The sequence below is a fragment of the Nocardia amamiensis genome (genome assembly GCF_015477605.1).
GTDB classification, from domain to species: domain Bacteria; phylum Actinomycetota; class Actinomycetes; order Mycobacteriales; family Mycobacteriaceae; genus Nocardia; species Nocardia amamiensis_A.
The window spans coordinates 176,111-195,532 of sequence record NZ_JADLQX010000011.1; the positions used below are offsets into that span (position 1 = coordinate 176,111).

The 19,422-nt window shown below is 67.4% G+C and carries 26 protein-coding genes; 18 read left to right on the forward strand and 8 right to left on the reverse strand.

Going from position 1 to position 19,422, the window contains the following annotated elements:
- The first annotated feature begins 52 nt into the window (after positions 1 to 52).
- The 4 genes from IU459_RS16800 (at position 53) to IU459_RS16815 (ending at position 4,474) form a co-directional block, all read left to right on the forward strand.
- A complete protein-coding gene (locus IU459_RS16800) occupies positions 53 to 1,090 on the forward strand; it encodes an AraC family transcriptional regulator (protein ID WP_195130471.1) in 1,038 nt (345 codons plus the stop codon).
- A 206-nt stretch (positions 1,091 to 1,296) separates the two neighbouring features.
- Positions 1,297 to 3,237 (forward strand): UvrD-helicase domain-containing protein, encoded by a 1,941-nt coding sequence (locus IU459_RS16805; RefSeq protein WP_195130472.1) that lies wholly within the window; start codon positions 1,297 to 1,299, stop codon positions 3,235 to 3,237.
- A gap of 78 nt (positions 3,238 to 3,315) precedes the next feature.
- Positions 3,316 to 3,687 carry a hypothetical protein gene (locus IU459_RS16810; protein ID WP_195130473.1) on the forward strand — a complete coding sequence of 124 codons (372 nt, stop codon included), beginning with the start codon at positions 3,316 to 3,318 and terminating at the stop codon, positions 3,685 to 3,687.
- Positions 3,688 to 3,745: 58 nt separating this feature from the next.
- Complete coding sequence (locus IU459_RS16815; protein WP_195130474.1) at positions 3,746 to 4,474, forward strand: VIT1/CCC1 transporter family protein; 729 nt, start codon at positions 3,746 to 3,748, stop codon at positions 4,472 to 4,474.
- A gap of 53 nt (positions 4,475 to 4,527) precedes the next feature.
- Here IU459_RS16815 and IU459_RS16820 read toward each other — a convergent pair whose 3' ends face one another.
- The 3 genes from IU459_RS16820 to IU459_RS16830 are packed head-to-tail and all read right to left on the reverse strand — an operon-like array spanning position 4,528 to position 5,321.
- The gene (locus tag IU459_RS16820) at positions 4,528 to 4,701 is read right to left on the reverse strand and encodes a CsbD family protein (protein WP_195130475.1); all 174 of its coding nucleotides are present in this window, start codon (positions 4,699 to 4,701) and stop codon (positions 4,528 to 4,530) included.
- Positions 4,702 to 4,727: 26 nt separating this feature from the next.
- A complete protein-coding gene (locus IU459_RS16825) occupies positions 4,728 to 4,883 on the reverse strand; it encodes a DUF6131 family protein (protein WP_086006372.1) in 156 nt (51 codons plus the stop codon).
- A 24-nt stretch (positions 4,884 to 4,907) separates the two neighbouring features.
- Positions 4,908 to 5,321, reverse strand: a complete 414-nt coding sequence (locus tag IU459_RS16830) for a hypothetical protein (RefSeq protein WP_195130476.1) — start codon at positions 5,319 to 5,321, stop codon at positions 4,908 to 4,910.
- 113 nt (positions 5,322 to 5,434) lie between these two features.
- On the opposite strand from IU459_RS16830, the gene IU459_RS16835 reads away from it, so the two are divergent.
- The 5 genes from IU459_RS16835 to IU459_RS16855 all read left to right on the forward strand — a co-directional run bounded on the left by IU459_RS16835 (position 5,435) and on the right by IU459_RS16855 (position 9,345).
- Positions 5,435 to 5,626, forward strand: a complete 192-nt coding sequence (locus tag IU459_RS16835) for a heavy-metal-associated domain-containing protein (protein ID WP_195130477.1) — start codon at positions 5,435 to 5,437, stop codon at positions 5,624 to 5,626.
- Positions 5,627 to 5,750: 124 nt separating this feature from the next.
- The gene (locus tag IU459_RS39695) at positions 5,751 to 6,923 is read left to right on the forward strand and encodes a cytochrome P450 (RefSeq protein ID WP_195130478.1); all 1,173 of its coding nucleotides are present in this window, start codon (positions 5,751 to 5,753) and stop codon (positions 6,921 to 6,923) included.
- A 165-nt stretch (positions 6,924 to 7,088) separates the two neighbouring features.
- Positions 7,089 to 7,532, forward strand: coding sequence for a hypothetical protein (locus tag IU459_RS16845; protein ID WP_195130479.1), 444 nt, complete (start codon positions 7,089 to 7,091; stop codon positions 7,530 to 7,532).
- A gap of 45 nt (positions 7,533 to 7,577) precedes the next feature.
- Positions 7,578 to 8,093, forward strand: a complete 516-nt coding sequence (locus IU459_RS16850) for an ImmA/IrrE family metallo-endopeptidase (protein ID WP_195130480.1) — start codon at positions 7,578 to 7,580, stop codon at positions 8,091 to 8,093.
- Between the two features lie 4 nt (positions 8,094 to 8,097).
- On the forward strand, positions 8,098 to 9,345 hold the full coding sequence (locus IU459_RS16855) for an MAB_1171c family putative transporter (protein WP_195130481.1): 1,248 nt from the start codon (positions 8,098 to 8,100) through the stop codon (positions 9,343 to 9,345).
- On the opposite strand, the gene IU459_RS16860 is transcribed toward IU459_RS16855, so the two are convergent.
- On the reverse strand, positions 9,287 to 10,288 hold the full coding sequence (locus tag IU459_RS16860; RefSeq protein ID WP_195130482.1) for a DUF418 domain-containing protein: 1,002 nt from the start codon (positions 10,286 to 10,288) through the stop codon (positions 9,287 to 9,289). The genes IU459_RS16855 and IU459_RS16860 overlap by 59 nt on opposite strands.
- Positions 10,289 to 10,406: 118 nt before the next feature.
- On the opposite strand from IU459_RS16860, the gene IU459_RS16865 reads away from it, so the two are divergent.
- The 4 genes from IU459_RS16865 to IU459_RS16880 all read left to right on the forward strand — a co-directional run bounded on the left by IU459_RS16865 (position 10,407) and on the right by IU459_RS16880 (position 12,303).
- The gene (locus IU459_RS16865; protein ID WP_195130483.1) at positions 10,407 to 10,904 is read left to right on the forward strand and encodes a MarR family winged helix-turn-helix transcriptional regulator; all 498 of its coding nucleotides are present in this window, start codon (positions 10,407 to 10,409) and stop codon (positions 10,902 to 10,904) included.
- Positions 10,901 to 11,281 carry a DUF5313 family protein gene (locus IU459_RS16870; RefSeq protein WP_195130484.1) on the forward strand — a complete coding sequence of 127 codons (381 nt, stop codon included), beginning with the start codon at positions 10,901 to 10,903 and terminating at the stop codon, positions 11,279 to 11,281. The genes IU459_RS16865 and IU459_RS16870 overlap by 4 nt, the downstream gene beginning before the upstream one ends.
- Before the next feature lie 133 nt (positions 11,282 to 11,414).
- Positions 11,415 to 11,474 (forward strand): hypothetical protein, encoded by a 60-nt coding sequence (locus IU459_RS38540; RefSeq protein ID WP_228838043.1) that lies wholly within the window; start codon positions 11,415 to 11,417, stop codon positions 11,472 to 11,474.
- Positions 11,475 to 11,538: 64 nt separating this feature from the next.
- Complete coding sequence (locus tag IU459_RS16880) at positions 11,539 to 12,303, forward strand: hypothetical protein (protein ID WP_195130485.1); 765 nt, start codon at positions 11,539 to 11,541, stop codon at positions 12,301 to 12,303.
- A 150-nt stretch (positions 12,304 to 12,453) separates the two neighbouring features.
- On the opposite strand, the gene IU459_RS16885 is transcribed toward IU459_RS16880, so the two are convergent.
- Positions 12,454 to 12,849, reverse strand: a complete 396-nt coding sequence (locus IU459_RS16885; RefSeq protein WP_195130486.1) for a nitroreductase/quinone reductase family protein — start codon at positions 12,847 to 12,849, stop codon at positions 12,454 to 12,456.
- A 371-nt stretch (positions 12,850 to 13,220) separates the two neighbouring features.
- Between IU459_RS16885 and IU459_RS16890 the strand changes: the two genes are divergently transcribed.
- Entirely contained in the window at positions 13,221 to 13,877 is a 657-nt protein-coding gene (locus IU459_RS16890; RefSeq protein WP_324198901.1) for a phosphate signaling complex PhoU family protein, read from the forward strand.
- Between the two features lie 49 nt (positions 13,878 to 13,926).
- Positions 13,927 to 14,790, forward strand: a complete 864-nt coding sequence (gene mmuM / locus IU459_RS16895) for a homocysteine S-methyltransferase (protein ID WP_195130548.1) — start codon at positions 13,927 to 13,929, stop codon at positions 14,788 to 14,790.
- A gap of 66 nt (positions 14,791 to 14,856) precedes the next feature.
- Here the strand turns inward: mmuM and IU459_RS16900 are convergent, their stop codons facing one another.
- Complete coding sequence (locus IU459_RS16900; RefSeq protein ID WP_195130487.1) at positions 14,857 to 15,717, reverse strand: RNA polymerase sigma factor; 861 nt, start codon at positions 15,715 to 15,717, stop codon at positions 14,857 to 14,859.
- A 105-nt stretch (positions 15,718 to 15,822) separates the two neighbouring features.
- Entirely contained in the window at positions 15,823 to 16,695 is an 873-nt protein-coding gene (locus IU459_RS16905; RefSeq protein ID WP_195130488.1) for a haloalkane dehalogenase, read from the reverse strand.
- 149 nt (positions 16,696 to 16,844) lie between these two features.
- On the opposite strand from IU459_RS16905, the gene IU459_RS16910 reads away from it, so the two are divergent.
- Together IU459_RS16910 and IU459_RS16915 are read left to right on the forward strand one after the other, a co-directional pair.
- Entirely contained in the window at positions 16,845 to 17,048 is a 204-nt protein-coding gene (locus IU459_RS16910; protein ID WP_195130489.1) for a hypothetical protein, read from the forward strand.
- Between the two features lie 320 nt (positions 17,049 to 17,368).
- Positions 17,369 to 18,085: an HNH endonuclease family protein gene (locus IU459_RS16915; RefSeq protein ID WP_195130490.1), complete on the forward strand. Its 717-nt coding sequence runs from the start codon at positions 17,369 to 17,371 to the stop codon at positions 18,083 to 18,085.
- A 10-nt stretch (positions 18,086 to 18,095) separates the two neighbouring features.
- Here the strand turns inward: IU459_RS16915 and IU459_RS16920 are convergent, their stop codons facing one another.
- Positions 18,096 to 18,539 carry a hypothetical protein gene (locus IU459_RS16920; RefSeq protein ID WP_195130491.1) on the reverse strand — a complete coding sequence of 148 codons (444 nt, stop codon included), beginning with the start codon at positions 18,537 to 18,539 and terminating at the stop codon, positions 18,096 to 18,098.
- Between the two features lie 85 nt (positions 18,540 to 18,624).
- On the opposite strand from IU459_RS16920, the gene IU459_RS16925 reads away from it, so the two are divergent.
- Positions 18,625 to 19,416: a helix-turn-helix domain-containing protein gene (locus tag IU459_RS16925; protein ID WP_228838017.1), complete on the forward strand. Its 792-nt coding sequence runs from the start codon at positions 18,625 to 18,627 to the stop codon at positions 19,414 to 19,416.
- Positions 19,417 to 19,422: the final 6 nt, after the last annotated feature.

Sequence of the window (19,422 nt, forward strand, 5' to 3'; positions counted from 1 at the left end):
CGAACCGACCGCGTTCTTGACTTCCCGCGACAACTATTTGATTCTGGACGACATGTCCGTGATTCGGTCGGCGGGCTTGCGCGGGTTCCGGGCCACCGTGGCCGAGCTGGGCGGAGACGCCGAGGCGCTGGCCGCGGCGTGCGGCCTGCCTTCCGCCGCGCTCGACGCCGACGACCTGCTCGTTCCCGACGAGCAGCTGGCCGCGGTGCTGGAGCTGGCCGCGCACCAGCTGCGCTGTCCCGACCTGGGCCTGCGGATTTCGCATCGCCAAGATCTCGACATGCTCGGTCCGCTGGCGCTCGCCATCCGGAACTCACCGTCGGTGGCCGACGCGCTCGAGTGCGCGGCGCGGTATCTGTTCCTGCACGCGCGTTCGCTCAGCCTCACGCTGGAACCGGATCCCTATGGCGAGCGCGGCGTGCTCGCGCTGCGGTACGGGGTGCAACCGGGCCTGCCGACACCCGTCCAGGGCACCGACCTCGGGCTGGCGTTCTTACATCGCACCATCCAGCGCCTGGTGGACGCTCGCTACGGTTTGCGTTCGGTCGAGCTGCCCTACCGGCCGGAGGCGCCGATCGCGAGTTACGAGGAGTTCTTCGGCGCACCGGTGCGCATCGAGCGGCCGTCCGCGGCGCTGCGGTTGCCGCGCAGCCTGGCGACCCGCCCGCTCACCGGCGGCGACGAAAACCTGCATCGGCTGGCCATGGCGTTCCTCGCCGAGCAGTCCGGCGGCGCGGACGCGGCGATCGCGCCCAAGGTGCGCGCGGCCGTACGTCAGCTGCTCGGCACGGCGGCTCCCGAGATCGGGTCTGTCGCACGGCTTCTGACGGTCCATCCGCGCACGCTGCAACGGCGCCTGGCCGCCGAGCACACCTCGTTCGCCGCGATCGTGGACGAGGTTCGCAGTGATGCGGCGCGGCGGTATCTGACCACGACGGATATGCCGATGAGTCAGATCGCCTCGCTGATCGGGTTGTCGGAACAGGCGACGTTCACGCGATGCGCCCGAAGATGGTGGGGCACAACCCCTACCGCGCTACGTCGCGCCGGATCGACTGGAATCACTCATCAGCACAACACTTTCGGGTGACAGGACGACAACGGTCCAGCCTCCGATCCGCCCATTTCGGTAACGGTTGCCCAGAAAAGCCTCCGAACCATTCCGGCCGCGACGCCCGGTCTCTACCGTCGAATACCGGGTAGTGCGCGCCGGAAGGGGGATCCCATGGGCAAGCGGAAAGTCGGCACAGCCACCCCCGTGGCGATGGCGGAGCCGAACGTCAGTGAGGCGGCGGCATGAACCCCGATACCTGGCCAGGACGCGTGGCGGACGCACTGCACCGCATCCCCGGACTGACCGCGCCGCAACACTCGTTTCTCGCCGAAGCGCTGGCGGAGCCGGACCGGCGTCTACTCGTTCATCGCAACGTGGCACACCCGCCGGACGATCACGCGCACGCGCTGCTGATCTGCGGCACAGGGCTTTTCGCGTTGTGTTTCACCGCGGACGTTCCGGTCCGGCTGGACCGGATCCGCCACCATGTCGAGGCGAAGTTCGGCAAGGTGCAGTTCGGGCGCGAGAAGGTCGTCCCCCACGACGTGCAGATCGTGCTGCTCGTCCCCGGCGAGATCGGCGTCCGCGAGGACGGCAGATTCGCCCTCGCCGGACCGGCCGAGCTCGATCGGGTGATCCGCGCACGTGATCGGCGGTTGCGGCCGAGCCGGGTGGGGGCGATCGCGAGAACGGTCGCCGACCAGGCCGTCGAGTACGACTTGGTGGAGATCGAAGAACCGCCGGACGAAGCTCCGGCCCTGCTCGACCGCTCGGACGTCACCGCAGCACAGCGCGATGCGGCACTGCACCGGCCGTTCCAGCACTGGATGACCTTCCTCGATCCCGATCAGGAGGCGCTGGTGTCGCGCATGTACACCGGCCCCGCACGCCTGGCGGGTCCGGCGGGCACCGGCAAGACGGTCGTAGCGCTGCACCGCATGGCCAGGCAGGCGAAACGATCCACCGGACGTCAGCTGTACACAACCTTCGTCAAGACGCTGGCGAACTGCCAGGAAACCTACTTCCGCCGGCTCGCGCCAGGGACCGAGGGGCGTGTCCACTTCGCCAGTTTGCATTCCTGGGCGATGGACTTCCTCGCGCAGCGGATCGCCCCGCCGAATCTCGACCCGGTCGGCGCCGATCGTGCTTTCGCCCAGGTCTGGGAGCGGGCGAGAGCCGATTTCGAGGCCGTGGAACCGCGCGGCAGCTACTGGCGCGAGGAGATCGATCGCGTCATCAAAGGCCGGGAGATCAACGATCTCGACGTCTATCAGCGCGTGGAACGCCACGGTCGCAATGGAATTCGACTCGACGACGCGCAACGCGCCGATGTGTGGCACAAGCTCTACGTCCCGTATGTGCGAGAGATGCGCAGGCGGGGCATCTCCGACTACAGCGACGTCATCGCCATCGCGCTGGCCGAGATTCGCAATGAACCGCTCGCGCAACCGTACGAGGCGGTCGTGGTCGACGAGGTACAGGACATGACGCTGGCCGGGCTCCGGCTGGCGCACGCCATCGCCGGTGGCAACGGGTCGAGTCCGCTGCTGCTGCTCGGTGACGGCCAGCAACAGGTGTACGCGGGCGGCTGGCGGATGGCCGACGCGGGCATCACCTTGCGCGGCCGTGGCGAGATTCTCAGGGTGAATTACCGCAATCGCCGACGCGTCTGGGAAAACGCGGCGGGAATCGACGCGGTGAACGCCCTCGGCGATTTCGATGGCGAGTCCGGAGTGTCGCTGCGTGACGCCGACGTCACGCTGCCCGACGGCGCGGTGCAGATCTGGCGGGGACCCGACCAATACCTGGAGAGCGCACTGGTGACCGGCATTCGCGAGTGTGGCCGACCGCTGGCCGACATCGCGGTGCTGACCAGGACGAACCTGGAGGCCGACCGGATCGTCGGCGCGCTCGACGCGGTCGGCATCGCGACGCTGTCCCTGACGGAATTCGATGGAAAACCCTGTGCGGCGGTGAAAGTCGGCACCGTCCACCGCGCCAAGGGCCTCGACTTCGCGGCCGTCTTCCACCCGACCTGGTCCAGCGGCGCCGCACCGCCGACCGGCGCGAGCCGCGAACGAGCAGAGCTCGCCGACCGCCAGAAACTCGTGGCCATCACCCGGGCGCGCGACTACGCCTGGATCGGCGTCCGAGACGACCGGCTGGAGATCGACCGCACCTGAAGCCGGCCCCTCGAATCCCTCCTGGGAAGGCGTGATTCGGCCGCTAGACTCTCCGGGGTCACTGGGAAGGGGGCCGCGATGGACGCGGTTGTCAAGGAGGTCGCCGAGGAGGGCAAGCGCCTGATCGACCGTGCCTGGCTCGGCGAACTCAGCCGCGACCAAGCGGTGCACATGTTCGTCCAGGTCGGTGATGGCATGGTGCGCTACGAAACCGCGCTCACCATCATCGACGACGGTGTGCGGCGGCTGACCGTCAACGCGCGGCGGCTACGGATCCTGCGCTGGTGCACGCTGCTGGAGATTCCGGTTTTCGGCGCGTTCGCGGGGCTGGCGGTCTTTTTCGGCGATTACACCACCGCGGGGATTTCGGCGTTGTTTCTGCTGATTCTGCAGGTTGTTCACCGCTCGATGCTCCCGAGCCCGCCGACGGTGCCCCGCCCACCGGAATAGCCGTCCATGGCGCATCGAGCACCTGGCGAATCGGCCGCGGTGACATAGTCTGCGTTTCATGGACGGCACGATCGGCATACCCGGGCCCCATCCACACGAGCCACACGGTGTGGGCTTCGCGAGCAAGCTGAACTGGTTGCGCGCGGGAGTACTCGGCGCCAATGACGGCATCGTTTCCACCGCGGGCCTCGTCGTCGGCGTCGCCGCGGCTACGACCGACACGGCGGCGCTGTTCACCGCGGGTATCGCGGGCCTGTCTGCCGGTGCTATCTCGATGGCGGTGGGCGAATACGTCTCCGTCAGCACCCAGCGCGATTCCGAGCGTGCCCTGCTGGCGCGAGAACGCAGGGAGCTGCGCGAGGAGCCGGATTACGAGTTGGCCGAACTCGCCGGGATCTACCGAGCAAAGGGTCTGACGGCGGAGACGGCGCGCAAGGTCGCCGAGGAGCTCACCGCGCACGACGCGTTCACCGCCCACGCCGAAGCCGAACTCGGACTGAACCCGGCCGAACTCACCAATCCCTGGCAAGCGGCGTTCTCCTCGGCGGTGTCCTTCATCCTCGGCGCGTTGCTCCCCTTGCTGGCCATACTGTTGCCGCCGGTCAGCGCGCGTATCCCGGTCACCTTCGCGGCGGTGCTCGCGGCGCTCGCGATCACCGGTTCGGTCAGTGCCCGGCTGGGCGGAAGCCCGCGCGGACGCGCGGTGATCCGGGTGGTGCTCGGCGGCGCGCTGGGAATGGGGGTCACCTACGGCATCGGGCAGCTCGCCGACGTGGCCGGAATATGAGCCGGTGCCACGCGACGGCTCATCGCCTCCGCGTGGCACCGGCCGATCCCGAATCAGCGCCGGAACGCGTCCCGTAGCTTGTCCGTGGCACGCTCCAGGTTGCCCCGGAACTGCTCACGACGCCCCTCGGCCTGCAACCGGGAGTTTCCCGTCGTCTTACCGAGGAATTTCTTCACCCTGCCCCGGGTGGCCCGTGCCTGATGCGCGAGGCGATCTTCGAACTTCATGACCAATTCCTTGGGTGTCGAGGCCGCTAGTAGTACCAGCGGCGGCCGCCGACGGGACGGCCCACCGAGCCCGCGACCAGCAGCACCAGACCGATGATCAGCACGATGATGCCCGCCGTGGTGAGCAGTCCAATTCCCAGCAGCCAGCCGAGGACCAAGAGGATGAGGCCGAGAATAATCATTGCCGTATTTCCTTTTCTCGATAATTATTTCGCGGTCAATGGTTTCGAGGTGGAAGCCGTCGCCCCGCGCTCACCTCGCGTCGGTGTGTGCAGCCACCGCCGCCAAGCCGGCTCGCGGGTGGCTTGCGCACCTGTCTCAGGAGTGCCTGCCGCGAGATCACGCCTGGCCGACGCCATCTCGCGACGAGACTGCCTGAGCTCACGACGTGCCGCCGCGCCGCGCCGGGAGACCCGCCAAGCGCCGGAAAGCACCAGCGCCAGCCCGAGCATCCCGATGGCGCCCAGTACGATCCCGTAACCGAACAACGCCCCAGTGGAGCCGTGGAACTGGTAGTCGAATACCGCGAATTGCTGGACGTCGCCGGTGTTGCCGACCACGGCGGCAACACCGATAGTCACCGCCGCGATCAAGACGACGAGCCCGATGATGATGATCATGACAATCCCTGTTGCCTCGATTCGTTATGACAACTCCGCTATTCCCGCAGCCGCCGCGATCAAACCGGGCAAACGTATTGTTTGCATCCTGCAAATCGGTCTATGCGACGTGCATGACCTACACGATTACTTTGCACAATGTGACCCGGGAGTCCGCATCGGCGATCGAAGCGGCACTGCGCGGGGTGAACGGCATCGATTCGGTCGACATCGATGTGCCGTCCGAGCGCGCCCTGGTGAACTCCACCCTCTCCTACGGCGAGGTCCTCGACGTCATCCGGCAGACCGGAGCCGCCGCCTCCTGATCGAGTCTCGGACCGGGCGGGCGCACGGCGGCCGCACGGATCTCCGGACGCCACGCTCGGCTGCTTCGCGGGCAGTCCGCGCATCATCCGCATCCGTCGCTGGGGCGTGCGGGATGATGACCGGGTGACGGACGTGTTCGACTCCGACTTCGCGCGGGACCCGTGGCCAACACTCGATCGGTTGCGCACCGCGGGCGGCGTACACCGAATCCGGACACCTGATGGTCCCCCGGCCTGGCTGGTGACCCGATACCGCGACGTGCGCTCCGGACTGCTGGATCACCGGCTGTCCACCCGGGTCCACTACGCGAAGGGGGAAGACTATCGCGGCTTCGCCGTGCCGCCACCGCTGGACAACCTCCTCAACGCCGCCCCGGCCGACCACGCGCGGTTGCGCGGTCTGGTAACTGCCGAGCTGTCACCGCGACGGCTGGCCGAGTGGACCGAGCTGGCTCCCCGCCTGGTGAATTCGCTATTGCACGAGGTCGTTTCGGGCGAGCCGATCGATTTCGTCGAACGCCTCGCGGTCCCGCTGCCCGCGGCGGTACTCGGCGAACTACTCGGCCTCGACGAGCCGACCCGGAAAAACCTTCTGGCCTGGGCGAATTCGACGCTGATTCCGTCGGCGTCGCCCCCACGCGCCCGCGACACACTCACCACGATGCTGGCGATCATCACCGATGCCACCGCGCACGCGCGCACGAACCGCGCGGACACGGTGCTGGGCCGCCTGGTGGCCGCGCACGCCGACACCGGGTCACCCAGCGCCGACGAACTGGCCGGGCTGCTGTTCTACCTGCTGTTCGTCTGGTACGAGGTGCTGGTCGATCTGGTCGCCGGATCGGTGCTCGCCTTGCTCGGCCGCCCGGACCAGCGCGAGCTGCTGCGCGCGATGTCCGACAAGCACGCCGCCGTGGACGAGCTGCTGCGCTACCTGTCCCCGCAAGTGCTCGCCGGTCCACGGTTCGCGACGACCGAGCTGTCCATCGGCGAAACCACGATCCAGCCGGGACAGACGGTGCTGCTGTGTCTCGCCTCCGCCAATCACGATCCCGAAACCTTCGATCGACCTGAGGAATTGAACCTCACCAGAGACCGCGGCGCGCAGCTCGCACTCGGCTACGGAGTGCATGTCTGCTTGGGCAACGCGCTGGTGCATACGCTCACCACTGCGGTGCTGGATCACGTGCTGACCCGGTGGCCGGATTCGGTGCTGCTGGTGGACGAGCGGGATATCGTCTGGCGCTCCGGGTTTCGGCATCGCGGCCCGCTCGCACTGCCGATGAGGCTCCGTTGAGATGGGGCGAGCGACGATGATCGCCCCACCTGCTACCGCTCTCGGGAGCCGGGCCTCTCACGGTCGTCCACCTATGCGGGGCGACCACACCGGCATGCGCTGGCGGAGCACGGACGAGTATGATCTACGACACACACCCTGTCAACTACAGGAGACACGCTGACCATGGGGGAGGTTCCACACCCGTTCACCCGGGCTCTCAACGCGCTGATCAATGGAATGCACCCGCCCGCTAGCAAAGACGGACGGCCCCTGGAGATCACCCACCGAGCCCTGGCCGAGGACATCCACCGCACCACCGGAGCGCGCCTGTCCGCGAACTACCTCTGGAAGCTGCGCACGGGGCAGGCGGTGAATCCGTCGTACGAGACGCTGGAGGTGTTCCGCGGCTACTTCGGGCTGGACAGTCTCGACCCGTTCACCGATCCGCAGCTGGCCGCGGCGCGCGGCAGCGAGTTGGCATTGATCAACGCGCTCAAGGGAAATGCCGAACACGAGGTGCTGGAGTTGGTGCTGCGCGACGGGCTGCAACAAGGTACGGTCCGCGCGGAGTCGGTGCTGGCGATGCTGGACATCCTGCGGCGCATCGAGACCGAAGACCGCGAGTGAGCGATGCGGATCGCGGCGTGGAGCGAGGACGGAGGTGACCAGCCGGTGCTGGATCGTCGATGGCTGCGGCGCGAACTGCGCGGCCTCGGACTACCCGGCCGGTTCACCGTCGGCGAGCTCGCCGAGGCGGTGGCCGAGCGCCGCGCCCGGCCGCTGCGGCTGCGCCCGGAAAGCTTCCCGGTGACCGGCCTCACCGGCGGACTGCTGGTCACAGAGGCGATCGATTTTATTGCTTACCAACGCAATACCTCGAAGGTGCATCAGGATCACATCGTCTGCCACGAGCTCGGTCATCTGCTCGCCGGCCATCGCACCGTCGATGTGCGCGGCGCGGAAGCGGTACGGCTGCTCGCCCCGAATATCGACCCGGCGGTCGTGCAGCGGATGCTGGGCCGCACCAGTTACGCCCAGCCGCAGGAGCAGGAGGCGGAGGACATCGCGAATATGCTGATGGCCCACCACATCACGCACTGGACCGCCCGGGAGGAGTGGGTGCTGCCCGACGCCGCGCCCGTCGCCGCGCGGCGGCTGCTGGACGCGCTCGGTCCGGGACAGGGTTGAGCCGATGTGGTTCGCGGCGGTGTACGGCGGCATCGGCGCCTTCGCGTTCGCGGCGTTCCTGTGGCGCGCCGGCCTAGCCCTTCGCAGCCCGGACAACCCCGCACGCTGGGCCGTCGCGTTCGCGATCCTCGCGGCGGGGATCGGTTTCGAAGCCGCTGTGCCGCAGATCTATACCTGGCTGGGAGACGTTTCCGGGATCCCGAATCTGGCTTCGCTTGTCGTGTACGGCGCAATCGCGACCGCTGTTCTCGCCCAGATCGTCTGGACCGAGTTCATGGTGGCGCCGCAGGAGCCCGAAAACCGGGCCGCGCGGCGCATCCTCGCGCTGCCTTTGCTCGTGCTCGCGGTGCTTGCGCTGCTGTTCACGGTGGCCCCGGTGCACGACGAGAGTCATCCCACCGACTTCGACGACCACTACGCGAAGGTCCCGCTCGCGGTGGCGTTCCTCGGCGTCTATCTCACCGTGTACTCAGCGGCGCTGATCCGGATCATTCTGCTGTGCCGCAGGTGGATCGGCGAGGTCGACCGCATCTGGTTGCGACGCGGCCTGCGGCTGCTCGCCGTGGGCAGCACCATCGCGCTGGGCTACAGCGTGGGCAAGGTGATCGCGATCGTCGCGGCGTGGTTCGGCATCGGGCTGCGCCGCCTCAACACCGACATCGCGCCCGCCTTCGCCAGTCTCGGCGCGACCGTCATGCTGGTCGGCTACCTGTGCCCCTCGCTGGCGCCCTGGCTGCTGCACACGGTCGCGCGAATGCGGGCGCTGCCCCGGCTGCGTCCGCTGTGGCTGGCCCTGCGCGAGGTGGCCCCGGAACTGGCGCACACGTCGTCGCGGCGTCGTCCGGCCAGCCGGGACCGGGTGTACCGCAGGGTGATCGAGATTCGAGACTGGCTGCTGCGCCTGCAGCCGCACCTGTCCGCCGAGGCGACCGCGGTCGCCGAGCGTCTGGCGACCGAACTGCCGGTCCCGGACCGCACGCGGGCGGCCGCGATCGAAGCCGCGCGCATCGCCGCCGCGCTGCGCGCCTACCGGCTGGGCCTGCCGCCGACCCTGGACGACGAATCCTTCACCGAGCCGAACCAGCCCACGCTCGCCGGCGAGCTGGCCTGGCTGGTCGAGGTCGCCATCCAATTCGACACCGCGCCGCTGGTTCCCGCCACGCTGGCCGAACTGGAGACCAGAGCCGGCGAGGTCAGTACCGGCGGCTCGGCACCCGCGCACGACGGATCGGCACCACCGTCCACCAAGTGACACACCACCACGCCCATTCGAGCGGACCGTAGTCGAAAAACCGCAGCCACATCGCGCTGAACAGCGCCTGCCCCACGATGATCGCGGCAGCCCAACCCAGCAACGAGGCGTAATCGGTGGAGCCGGCCAGCCCGAGGCGAGGTTCGGCGAGCAGGATCAGCGCCGTGGCGCCGACGTAGTTGGTCAGGGCCATCCGGCCCAGCGGCGCAAGCACCTCCGACAACACCTGTCCCGGCTCGATGCGCAGCAGCAGGAGAAATCCGGTCAGGTAGGCGAGCGCGCCGAGCAGACCCGCCACCGCCGCGGCGGGAGTCGACCACAAATCCAGATACGGGGTCCGGTATTCCCACCTGGCCGCCAGCACGGCGGCGGGCAGCGCGACAACGAAGACCACACCGATCTCCCAACCCCGCTCACCCAGGGTCTCGACGATCCCGGCGCGGGCGGCGGCCAAGCCGAGCAGGAACAACCCGGGCACCAGAGCCAGTTCGCCACCGAGGGCCACCGCCACGCCGACGGTGCCTGCCAAGCCCGCGATCAGCACCACCCAATTCGGGAGCACCGCCGCGGGCAGCAGGATCGCCAACCCCACCAGCGCGTACGGTAGCAGCGCCTCTCCCGGCTGGAACTGCTGATGGACCAGGCCGATGACGCCGAGCACGACCAGGTGGCGGACCAGCACGAGTCGCGGACGCTCGCTCCGCTCGGCCGCATGGTCCAGCAGCACGGCGAAGCCGAGCCCGAACACGAACGAGAAGATCGGCAGGAACCGCCCTTCGAAAACCACCGTCAGCGCGTGCCCCACGGGAATCACCAGGCCGGTCTCGTCCGTCGCTGCCATGTCCGCGATCTGCCGGATGGTCACCACCAGCATCCCGCACAGCGCGAAACCCCGTATCGCGTCCAACTCGGGGATGCGTAGCGGGCCCGCCTCGGTGTGCATGGATCTCACGGTATCGAGCAACTGTGCCCACGCCGGGATCTCGCGAGGAGATGTCGCCCACATCGCTTAACGCACGAACTATTAGTGGATTAACTTGGTCAGCGAACGAGGAGGACCGATGGAGACCGAGATCGAGGATCCACTGCGATTGGACCGGCAAGTGTGCTTCGCACTGGCGGTGGCCAATCGGGCGGTGCTGGCCGTCTACCGGCCGCTGCTCGAGCCGCTAGGGCTCACACACCCGCAGTATCTGGTGATGCTCGCACTCTGGGGTGAAGGGCCGATGTCGGTCAAAGCGATCGCCGAAACCATCCAGCTCGACTCCCCCACCCTGTCACCGCTGCTCAAGCGCTTGGAAAGCGGCGGGCTGATCACCCGCCAACGCGACAGCCGGGACGAACGGAACCTGGTGGTGACCCTGACCGAGGCCGGAGCCGCCCTGCGCGAGCAGGCCGAGCAGATTCCACCGGCCGTCGTACGACGGCTCGGCGTGACCTTGGCGGACCTCGAAGAGCTCCGCGAAGTGCTCACCCGGGTGAACCACGCGGCCCGCCGATCCGTGCTCGCCACGGCCGACGACGCGCCCACGACCGCCGACCGAGGAGCCCAGGCATGACCCGAGCACAACGCCGTCCCAACCCCCTCCAATGGATCGGCTACGCGTTCGGACGCCGCCTACCGGATTCGATGAACGAATGGGTGCGCGAGGACCTCACCGGCCGGTACGCCGCGGTCCGGCACGTCGTGCGCGGGCTCGTGCCGTTCACCCCGCTGTTCGCCGCGTTCCTGCTCTTCCCTGGCGAACTCTGGCTACGCGGCGCGATGGTTCTGCTCGCGCTGCTGCTCGCCCTGTTCTACACCGTCGCGTACATGCCGATGAATCGCGCGCACCGGCTCGCGAAACACGGCTTGCCCGCGGATCTGGAGAACCCCCAGCGGGCTCGGCGCCGCGCGCTGGAACGCGCCGAATACGCTGCCCAGCATCCGCATTGACGTTCCGGGACGGACGAATCGGGTTTCGCTCGCTCACCGATGGATTGCACACCGATAGCCTCATGGGCAAAGCAATGCTCACGATCATGGCTGCATTCGCTCGAAAGGCGTGCCCGTTTCCGACATCGCCAAAATGCTCAACTGCTCCCACGCGACGGTGTACCGGTATCTTGCCGACACCGAACCGGCGTAGGTTCATTATCCCGATAACTCGAGCATGCGCCGCCGGCTCCAGGAATGTCGGTACGCTCGAAAGTATGAACGGTATTACCGGCATCGCAAGCGCGCGGCAGAAGCTTGCCCGCGCAAATCACCATATCAACGACCTCGAACGCATGATCTCGGAATACCAGGACGCGAACCCGATCGAAGTCCGGGTCGACCTTTCCGCCAGCACCGAATACGAGAACGAGGTCGACTGCCAAGTAGCGGCCCTAAGCGTCTCCGAGGTGCCCGACGACTGGGCATTGATTACGGGCGATGCACTCACCAACCTACGGGCTGCGCTCGACCATGCTGTTTATCCGCACGCGGAGTATTTCCCAACCTTGCTGAGCCGTACCAACAGTAAGGGCAAGGAGATACGCGTTCAGGAAATCTTCGATGCCACGACTACAGCCATAATTGTCCACCATCAGCCTTATAACGATCCAGAGCCGGCGCACCACCCTCTAGGCCTTCTCTACAAGCTCGTCAACCGCGACAAGCACCGCCAAGTGCTCGTCACCAACTACTTCCGAGCCGAGCTTGTTTTCGCGCCATCGGATGACTACGAAGTCGTGGATATCCCCGGCCTAGCAGTTCACGAACTTGTGCCTGGAGCCGTTTTCAAGCATTTCCGTTTGAGACTACGCCCTGGCATAACCCAGTCCAGGCTCACCTACAACAACCGACTCAGGGCAACTGTCGTCGTGGATGTGCCCGACACAACTGACGACGTGCCGCTTGTCGCCAGCCTGAAAGAGATTCACACACGAGTGTCGGAGATCCTGAACCAACTCGAAGCCGCCGGAATGCTGTAACCGCCTCCGCCCTGCCAATGGCATCCGCAGTCCGGGCCACGATCGTCACCGCGACACCGGGCAGACCGCGGCCCCAGGTGGCCGCGAGAGCGACAAGTGCCACGTGATCGATCTCTACCCCTGAACGGGCGGTCGAGTCGCTCGCCCAGTTCAGTCGTCCAGGTCGATCCGCACCGTAAGCAAGTCGGTGCCGACCAATCGGACTGCCGCGCTGTTGGCGCGTGGCAGAGAGGCGAGGCGGGTGCGCGCGTCGTCATCGGGCAGCAGGTGCGCGGTGCCGGTGCGCCAGTGCCCGTGCAGGCGTAGCCGGACGTGGTTGTCCGCCTTGATGTTCCGGATGTACTGGGAGCGCTCGCCGAACTCGGAGACGAGCCAGAACTCGCTGCCGATCTTTCGTCCGCCGATCGGGGTGATTCGCGGCTGACCACTGACGCGGCCGGTGGTTTCCAGCAGAATCTGGCTGGGCAGGCGGCGAATGATCGGGTTACCGACGCGGCGCTGCAACGTCGTCACCACCCGATGCTGAATGTCGCGCATGTTCGGCATGCGGCGACAGTAACAGCGAGGCTACTCGACGACTGGCTTCGACACAGCCTTGAATCGTGGGCTGATCAGGGCTTATGCACACTGTGTCGCAGGTATGACGCACGCCATGAATGGCAGTGGCGCAATGCCTCTGCGCACGCGGACCCACCGCAGTTGCCGCCATGGCGATTTCGCCGGAGTGCACACCACTTCCACACCGGCCTGAGACTGAAACTTGCAGCACTACCTGGTATTTCGCTGGCCGGAACGAGCGCGGCCGGCTATCTTCCGACGACGGCGAGCGTGGGGTGGTAGCGCCGAGGCGATGTCGTTACCGAAGAACATCCGGTAAGGAATCGACCCCGCGCCGGTCGATAGGTGAGAATTTGGCGGTGCGGACCCAGTTCACTGCCGAGCTCATTGCGTTGACCAAGGACTTGACGCTGATGTGCACGCTCGCCCACGACGCCGTCGAGCGTGTCACCGATGCGTTGGTCGACGCCGACCTCGCCGCCACCTACGAGGCCTTCGCGCTCGACGAGCAGCTGCAGAAGATGTACGGCGCTTGTGAGGCGCGCACCGTGGTGCTGCTGGCGTTGCAGGCGCCCGTCGCCCGCGACCTGCGGCACGTGGTGACCGCGATCCAGATCGCCGGTGAACTATCCCGGATCGGGTGGCTGGCCAGCCGGGTCGCCGATCAGGTGTACCAGCGTCACCCCGCACATGTCGCTCCGCAGCCGATCCTGGACATCCTCGCCGCGATGGGAAAGCTGGCCGCCGAGCACACGGCATTGGCGGGACGCGCGGTCGCCGGTCAGCAACCGCTGCCTGAGGAGACGCCCGCACAATCGATGGAAACGCTCCACCAGCAATTGCATTCGGCGCTGCGCGACCCCGCGTCCCAGCCTCCGACCGATATGGCGATCGACAACGCATTGCTCGCACACCACTTGGAGCGCTGCGTCGATCACACCGCCCGCATTGATCAGCTGATCCGCTTCCTCGACACCGGCGTTCCCCCGACTGCCCAGCACAGCGACGACGAGTGAGCCCACGTCCTAGAGTGGACCTGTGCTGTTCGACCCCGCAGCGGGGGTGCTGATCTCGGACGGCGGCTTGGCCACCGAGCTGGAGGCGCGCGGCCACGACCTGTCCGACGCACTGTGGTCGGCCCGGCTCCTGGTCGACGATCCCGCCGCGATCGAGGCCGTGCACGCGGCATACTTCCAGGTAGGGTCCGATATCGCGACCACAGCGAGCTATCAGGCGTCGTTCGAGGGTTTCGCCGCGCGTGGGCTGAGCCGAGCGGAGTCGATCCGGCTGCTGCGCCGCAGCGTGGCCTTGGCGCGGGCAGCGCGTGACGCCTGTGCGGACGGGCGGCAGCGATGGGTCGCCGCCTCGATCGGACCGTACGGCGCGGCCCGGGCCGACGGCTCGGAGTACCGCGGACGCTATGGACGCAGCGTGGCCGAACTACGGGCTTGGCATCGGCCGAGAATGGAGGTGCTCGCGGACGCGGGCGCCGATCTGCTCGCTCTGGAAACCGTCCCGGACACCGACGAAGCCGAGGCGTTGGTCGACCTGGTGACCGACATCGGTGTGCCCGCGTGGCTCAGCTACACCATCGCAGGCACCCGCACCCGGGCAGGGCAGCCGCTCACGGACGCCTTCGCGGTTGCCGCCGCGTCGGACTCGATCATCGCGATCGGCGTGAACTGCTGCGCGCCCGCCGATGTCGCCACCGCGATCGAACTCGCCGCAGGCACCGGCAAACCCGTGATCGCCTACCCGAACAGCGGCGAAGGCTGGGATGCCGCCCGCCACACCTGGACCGGCCCCGCCCGATTCGCGCCGGAACAGGCACTCGCCTGGGTCGCACGGGGTGCACACGTCATCGGCGGATGCTGCCGCGTCGGCCCGTCCCACATCGCCCGGCTCGCAACAGAACTGCGTGGAACGTGAGCCTCGATCGACCACACTGTGTCTGCCCTTCCGACCGAACTTCCGGCATAGAGAGGTTCGACCGGATCAGCCCTCGCCCAGCATGGGGAAGCGGCCTGAGACGAGCAGGTCGGCGATCGCGTCCATTTTCGCTCGAGGCGCGGCGTAATCGGGATGCGCGCGCAACACCGAAGCCGCGTCGTGCAGATGGATCATCTGCTGTTCGGCTTCGGCCGCGGTGCGACCGCCGGCGCTGACCGGATGGTGTGCGAACACCGGCTTGCGCGGATCGACGCGGCCGAGGGCCAGCGCCTTGTCCACTCGGCGTGAGCAGCGGCAGAACGCTGCCGGGTCGACCAGGCCGCAGGTCGCGTTCATGAAGTTGCCGAGCCTCTTCTTGGCGCGCTCCAACCGTTTCCGGTAGGCGGCCGGGGTGATGTCGAGAACCCAGGCGGCCTCGGTCGAGCTCAGCTCGAATACATCGCCGAGCACGAAGGCGATCCGCTCGTCGCGGGCCAGACATTGCAGCATGCCTTGGCTACACGTGAGCCGCACCTCCGCGGTCAGCAATTGCGCTTCCGGTCCCCGGTAGTCCGCGTCCGCGAGCCCGTCGGCCAGTCCTTCCCGGTAGGCGTCCAGACTCAGCTGCGCGGCCTCCTGCGGGGTCTGCCGTCGCAGATTCAGCAGGTAGTTGACGCCGATGCGGTAGGCCCAGGTGAGCAGCTTCGCCTCGGCGCGCCAGGTGTGCAGGTGGTCGAGGACGCGCAGCAGGATCTCCTGCGTCGCGTCCTCGGCCTCGGCGGGCCGCCAGACCATGCGCAGGGCCAGCCGGTAAAGCGGGTCCTGCAGCAGGCGCACCACCTGCGCGACGGCGTCCCGGTCGCCCGCGACCGCGCGGGCGACCATGTTCTGCTCTTCCGCCGCGACCAGGTCTTGCTCCGTGCCCATCCGGCCATCATTGGGCCTGTCTCGCGGCCTGCGCAAGCGGCACCGGTCACCGCCTGCGCCGGAGCCGGCGCGGACTCCGTCGATCCATTCGGCGAAGCGCCCGCGTCACGGCCGTGCGGCCGCCCCGAGCAGAGCGTGCCGGTCCAACCAGTCCGCGACCGCGCGACCGATTTCGTCCGGCCGGTCCTCCGGCGCGTGGTGCCCGGCCGGACCGATCGGCGCGACCTCGGCGCTCGCGAAGGTGGTCGCGGCCCAGTCGATCGCTTCCGGCGAACCCAGGCCTACGCCGTTCTCCAGCGCCATCAGCAATTTGGGCACCTCGGGCGTGGCGGCCGCCCACGCGCCGTACTCGCGCACGATGGCGACCACATCGGCGGGTTCGCCGTCGAGCGGGAACTCCCGCGGCCACACCAGCAGCGGCTTGCGCGACTCCGGGGTCGGATACGGCGCGCGGTACACGTCGTGGTCCTCGGCGGCGAGGTCGGCGACACCCTTGGGCAGGTTGAACTCGATGAAGGTGTTCTCTTCCAAGATCATTCGCTCGCCTTCGGCGGACCGGAACTTGCGGAAGAGCTCAGCGCCGAGCGGGGGCAGCTCGTCGAAGGCCATCGGCCGCAGAAAGGTCTCGATCAGCGCGATGCCACGCACCCGGCCGGGATGCCCGGCAGCCCAATGCATGCCCAGCGCGCCGCCCCAGTCGTGCCCGACCAGGACTACTTGGTCCAGCCCGAGCGCGTCGAACCAAGCGTCCAAGTAGGCGGCGTGATCGGTGAAGCGGTAGCCGCTGTCGGGCTTGCCCGACTCCCCCATCCCGATCAGGTCGGGCGCCAGTGCTCTGGTTCGATCGGCGACGTGCGGAATCACATTGCGCCACAGGTACGACGAGGTGGGGTTGCCGTGCAGGAACACCACCGGGGTCGCACCCTCGCCTGCGTCGCGGTAGTGGATAAACGAGTCGAGTACTTCGACGGTAGGCATGATGTCGTCCTTCCAGGTTCGGGTTTGCTTGCCTTCACCTGGTTTCGACACCCGATCACGGCCACCTGTGACCGACTGGAGAGTGACACTCGTCACAGTTGTCGAATGGCGCCACGACGTCCGAATATCCGTAGTCATGCAGTAGATGCATGGCGGAAACTGAAGATCATCTGAGAAATTTTCCGGAACATCCGAACGAACTTGCCAATCGACGTCCCGGCTATCTACTGTCTCGATACGTAGAATCAAGCATGATCGAGATGGAGCAAAAAGTGCTGGTGCGCAAGCGGCTACAGGTCGCCGGACCCACCCGCGCCGGCCGGATCCCGATCATCCCTGATCGTCACGAGTGAGTCCGGAGCAGGCGCGGCTCGACACCTCGGGACCTCCCCCTCATCAGCCCCGTGGTGTCGTCCAGTGCGGTCTTCGGAGTGGACAACCATCCGCACAACCGCGCGGCTCCCAGGCCTCCTCGTGATGAACCGCCCCCGAATCGGCGCCGGCACGGCGATTCGGGGGCGGGCCCACTTCTGCTGTCCAACCGCCTTGGCGCACCAGTCCGATCCGGGTAGCTGTGCCGAATCTCATATGCGCCGTGCGTTTGTGTCGGCGCGGCCAATGGATATTTTGACGCCGGTTACAGTTTCCGGTGGGTTCGGCGTTAGGAACTTCGATGAAATCCACAGCACACCGCCTGGCCCTGATCAGCGTCATGGTCGCGACTTCTCTCGGACTGGTCTCCTGCTCCCAGCTCGGAACCAGCGAGTCGTCCGCGGCGACAGGTTGCGGTTCCGGCGGCAAGGCGTGCACCGCCGCCATACCCGGCCGCGAGGCAATGGCCCTGCTGAATTCCCTGCGCGTCGCGGACCGCGCTCCTAAAACCGGTTACAGCCGGGAGGAATTCGGTCCGCCGTGGTCGGACAACGTGTCGGTGCCCGGCGGCAACAACGGCTGCGACACCCGCAACGACATCCTGCAACGCGACCTGACCGCCGTGACATTCAAGTCGGGCAACTGCATCGTCGCCACCGGAACCCTCGACGACCCGTACACGGGCAAGACCATTCAGTTCACGCGCGGCGTGAAGTCATCCGACGACGTGCAGATCGACCATGTCGTCGCGCTCTCGGATGCCTGGCAGAAAGGCGCTCAGAAGCTCTCCGCGGAACGCCGCCGCGATCTGGCGAACGATCCGCTGAACCTGCGTGCCGCGGACGGCCCCGCCAACCAGTCCAAGAGCGATTCCGACGCGGCCGAATGGCTGCCGCCGAACAAGGGCTTCCACTGCGCCTACGTGACCAGTCAGATTCAGGTGAAGGCGGCCTATCAGCTCTGGGTTACCCAGCCCGAGAAAGACGCCATGGCCCGCGTACTGAGCGGCTGTCCCTGAACGGCATTCATCAGGCGACCCCGATGTACTGGTGGTCCCACCGGATCCGGCCGTTGTCGTCCAGCGCGATGACGTCGTAGCCGCCGCCGACCACCGCGCCGTCGGCCTTGGTCACCATGTGCCAGGTGAGGCCGATCAGGTTCGCCGACAGGCGAACTGCCGCTCCCTTCGCCGTGAACACGTGCTCGCCTCGGGCGACGAATTCGTCGTAGGCGCGGTCGACGCGGCGATCCAACGCTTCGTAGCCGCGGATCTCCACGGTCGGGATCGGAAAGGACAGCGCGGCCAGTGCTTCCCGCATCGCCTGCGGCGGGTCGACCAGCACTTGCGCTCCGTCCGCCGACCACAGCTGCCGGACGCGCTGGTACCTGGTCTCGGCGTCGGGCTCGTTCCACAGCGCGACATACCGCTCGGCGAAGTTCGTCAGTTCCTGCTCATCGAGTTGCTTGCTCATACGGCAGAGCTTTGCCGGTCGTCCGATCGCGTGCGATTCCCCGCAGGGTATGGCGAGCGACCCGGCGGCGACCGATACTGCTGCTATGACGACGGTGACGGAACCCGCCGGGTTCGCCCGGCAGCTCAGGCATTGGCGGACGCTGCGCCGGGTCAGTCAACTCGACCTCGCGATCCGCGCCGACACCACACAGCGCCACCTGAGCTTCCTGGAGCAGGGGCGCTCGCGACCGGGACGCACGATGGTGGTGCGCCTGGCCGAATCGCTGGAACTGTCGCTGCGCGAGCGCAACGGACTACTGCTCGCCGCGGGCTACGCGCCTCTCTTCCCCGAATCGGAGCTCGACACCGCGGTATTGGCGCCGGTACTGGAGGCGCTGCGCGCCATCCTGGACGGTCATCTGCCCTACCCGGCGCTGGTCGTGCGGCCCTACGGCATCCTGCTCGCCGCCAACGCCGCTTTCGATGTGCTCGCCGAGGGCGTCGCGCCGTGGCTGCTGGAACCTCCGGTCAACGTGCTCCGGCTCGCGCTGCACCCTGAGGGCTTGGCCGCGCGAGTGGTCAACCTGCCGGAATGGGGCCGGCACATCACCGAGGCGCTGCGCGGCCGGATGACGCGCAGCCCCGACCCAGCCCTGGACGAGCTGATCGCCGAGCTGGAAAGCTATCTGCCGCAGGCCGATCCGGGACCGGACCACCTCGGCTTCGCGGTGCCGCTGCGGCTGCGCTGCGACGCAGGCGAGTTGCGCTTGATCACCACACTCACCTCGTTCGCCACCGCCGTCGACATCACGCTCGCCGAACTCCAGCTGGAGGCGTTCCTCCCCGGCGACGAGCAGACCGCGCGCATCCTGCGCAACCGTGCCGCGCCACGGTAGCGTCGG

Bases quoted from the DNA above. Each gene is read 5' to 3' on its own strand.
- IU459_RS16835 (WP_195130477.1), top strand. From the start codon at position 5,435: ATGACCTACACGATTACTTTGCACAATGTGACCCGGGAGTCCGCATCG.
- IU459_RS16865 (WP_195130483.1), top strand. From the start codon at position 10,407: ATGGAGACCGAGATCGAGGATCCACTGCGATTGGACCGGCAAGTGTGC.
- IU459_RS16830 (WP_195130476.1), bottom strand. From the start codon at position 5,321: ATGATCATCATCATCGGGCTCGTCGTCTTGATCGCGGCGGTGACTATC.
- IU459_RS16910 (WP_195130489.1), top strand. From the start codon at position 16,845: ATGGCGGAAACTGAAGATCATCTGAGAAATTTTCCGGAACATCCGAAC.
- IU459_RS16915 (WP_195130490.1), top strand. From the start codon at position 17,369: ATGAAATCCACAGCACACCGCCTGGCCCTGATCAGCGTCATGGTCGCG.
- IU459_RS16905 (WP_195130488.1), bottom strand. From the start codon at position 16,695: ATGCCTACCGTCGAAGTACTCGACTCGTTTATCCACTACCGCGACGCA.
- IU459_RS16885 (WP_195130486.1), bottom strand. From the start codon at position 12,849: ATGCCGAACATGCGCGACATTCAGCATCGGGTGGTGACGACGTTGCAG.
- IU459_RS16800 (WP_195130471.1), top strand. From the start codon at position 53: ATGTCCGTGATTCGGTCGGCGGGCTTGCGCGGGTTCCGGGCCACCGTG.
- IU459_RS16815 (WP_195130474.1), top strand. From the start codon at position 3,746: ATGGACGGCACGATCGGCATACCCGGGCCCCATCCACACGAGCCACAC.
- IU459_RS16845 (WP_195130479.1), top strand. From the start codon at position 7,089: ATGGGGGAGGTTCCACACCCGTTCACCCGGGCTCTCAACGCGCTGATC.
- IU459_RS16925 (WP_228838017.1), top strand. From the start codon at position 18,625: ATGACGACGGTGACGGAACCCGCCGGGTTCGCCCGGCAGCTCAGGCAT.
- IU459_RS16920 (WP_195130491.1), bottom strand. From the start codon at position 18,539: ATGAGCAAGCAACTCGATGAGCAGGAACTGACGAACTTCGCCGAGCGG.
- IU459_RS16825 (WP_086006372.1), bottom strand. From the start codon at position 4,883: ATGATTATTCTCGGCCTCATCCTCTTGGTCCTCGGCTGGCTGCTGGGA.
- IU459_RS16870 (WP_195130484.1), top strand. From the start codon at position 10,901: ATGACCCGAGCACAACGCCGTCCCAACCCCCTCCAATGGATCGGCTAC.
- IU459_RS16880 (WP_195130485.1), top strand. From the start codon at position 11,539: ATGAACGGTATTACCGGCATCGCAAGCGCGCGGCAGAAGCTTGCCCGC.
- IU459_RS16810 (WP_195130473.1), top strand. From the start codon at position 3,316: ATGGACGCGGTTGTCAAGGAGGTCGCCGAGGAGGGCAAGCGCCTGATC.
- IU459_RS16805 (WP_195130472.1), top strand. From the start codon at position 1,297: ATGAACCCCGATACCTGGCCAGGACGCGTGGCGGACGCACTGCACCGC.
- IU459_RS16855 (WP_195130481.1), top strand. From the start codon at position 8,098: ATGTGGTTCGCGGCGGTGTACGGCGGCATCGGCGCCTTCGCGTTCGCG.
- IU459_RS16900 (WP_195130487.1), bottom strand. From the start codon at position 15,717: ATGGGCACGGAGCAAGACCTGGTCGCGGCGGAAGAGCAGAACATGGTC.
- IU459_RS16860 (WP_195130482.1), bottom strand. From the start codon at position 10,288: ATGCACACCGAGGCGGGCCCGCTACGCATCCCCGAGTTGGACGCGATA.
- IU459_RS16820 (WP_195130475.1), bottom strand. From the start codon at position 4,701: ATGAAGTTCGAAGATCGCCTCGCGCATCAGGCACGGGCCACCCGGGGC.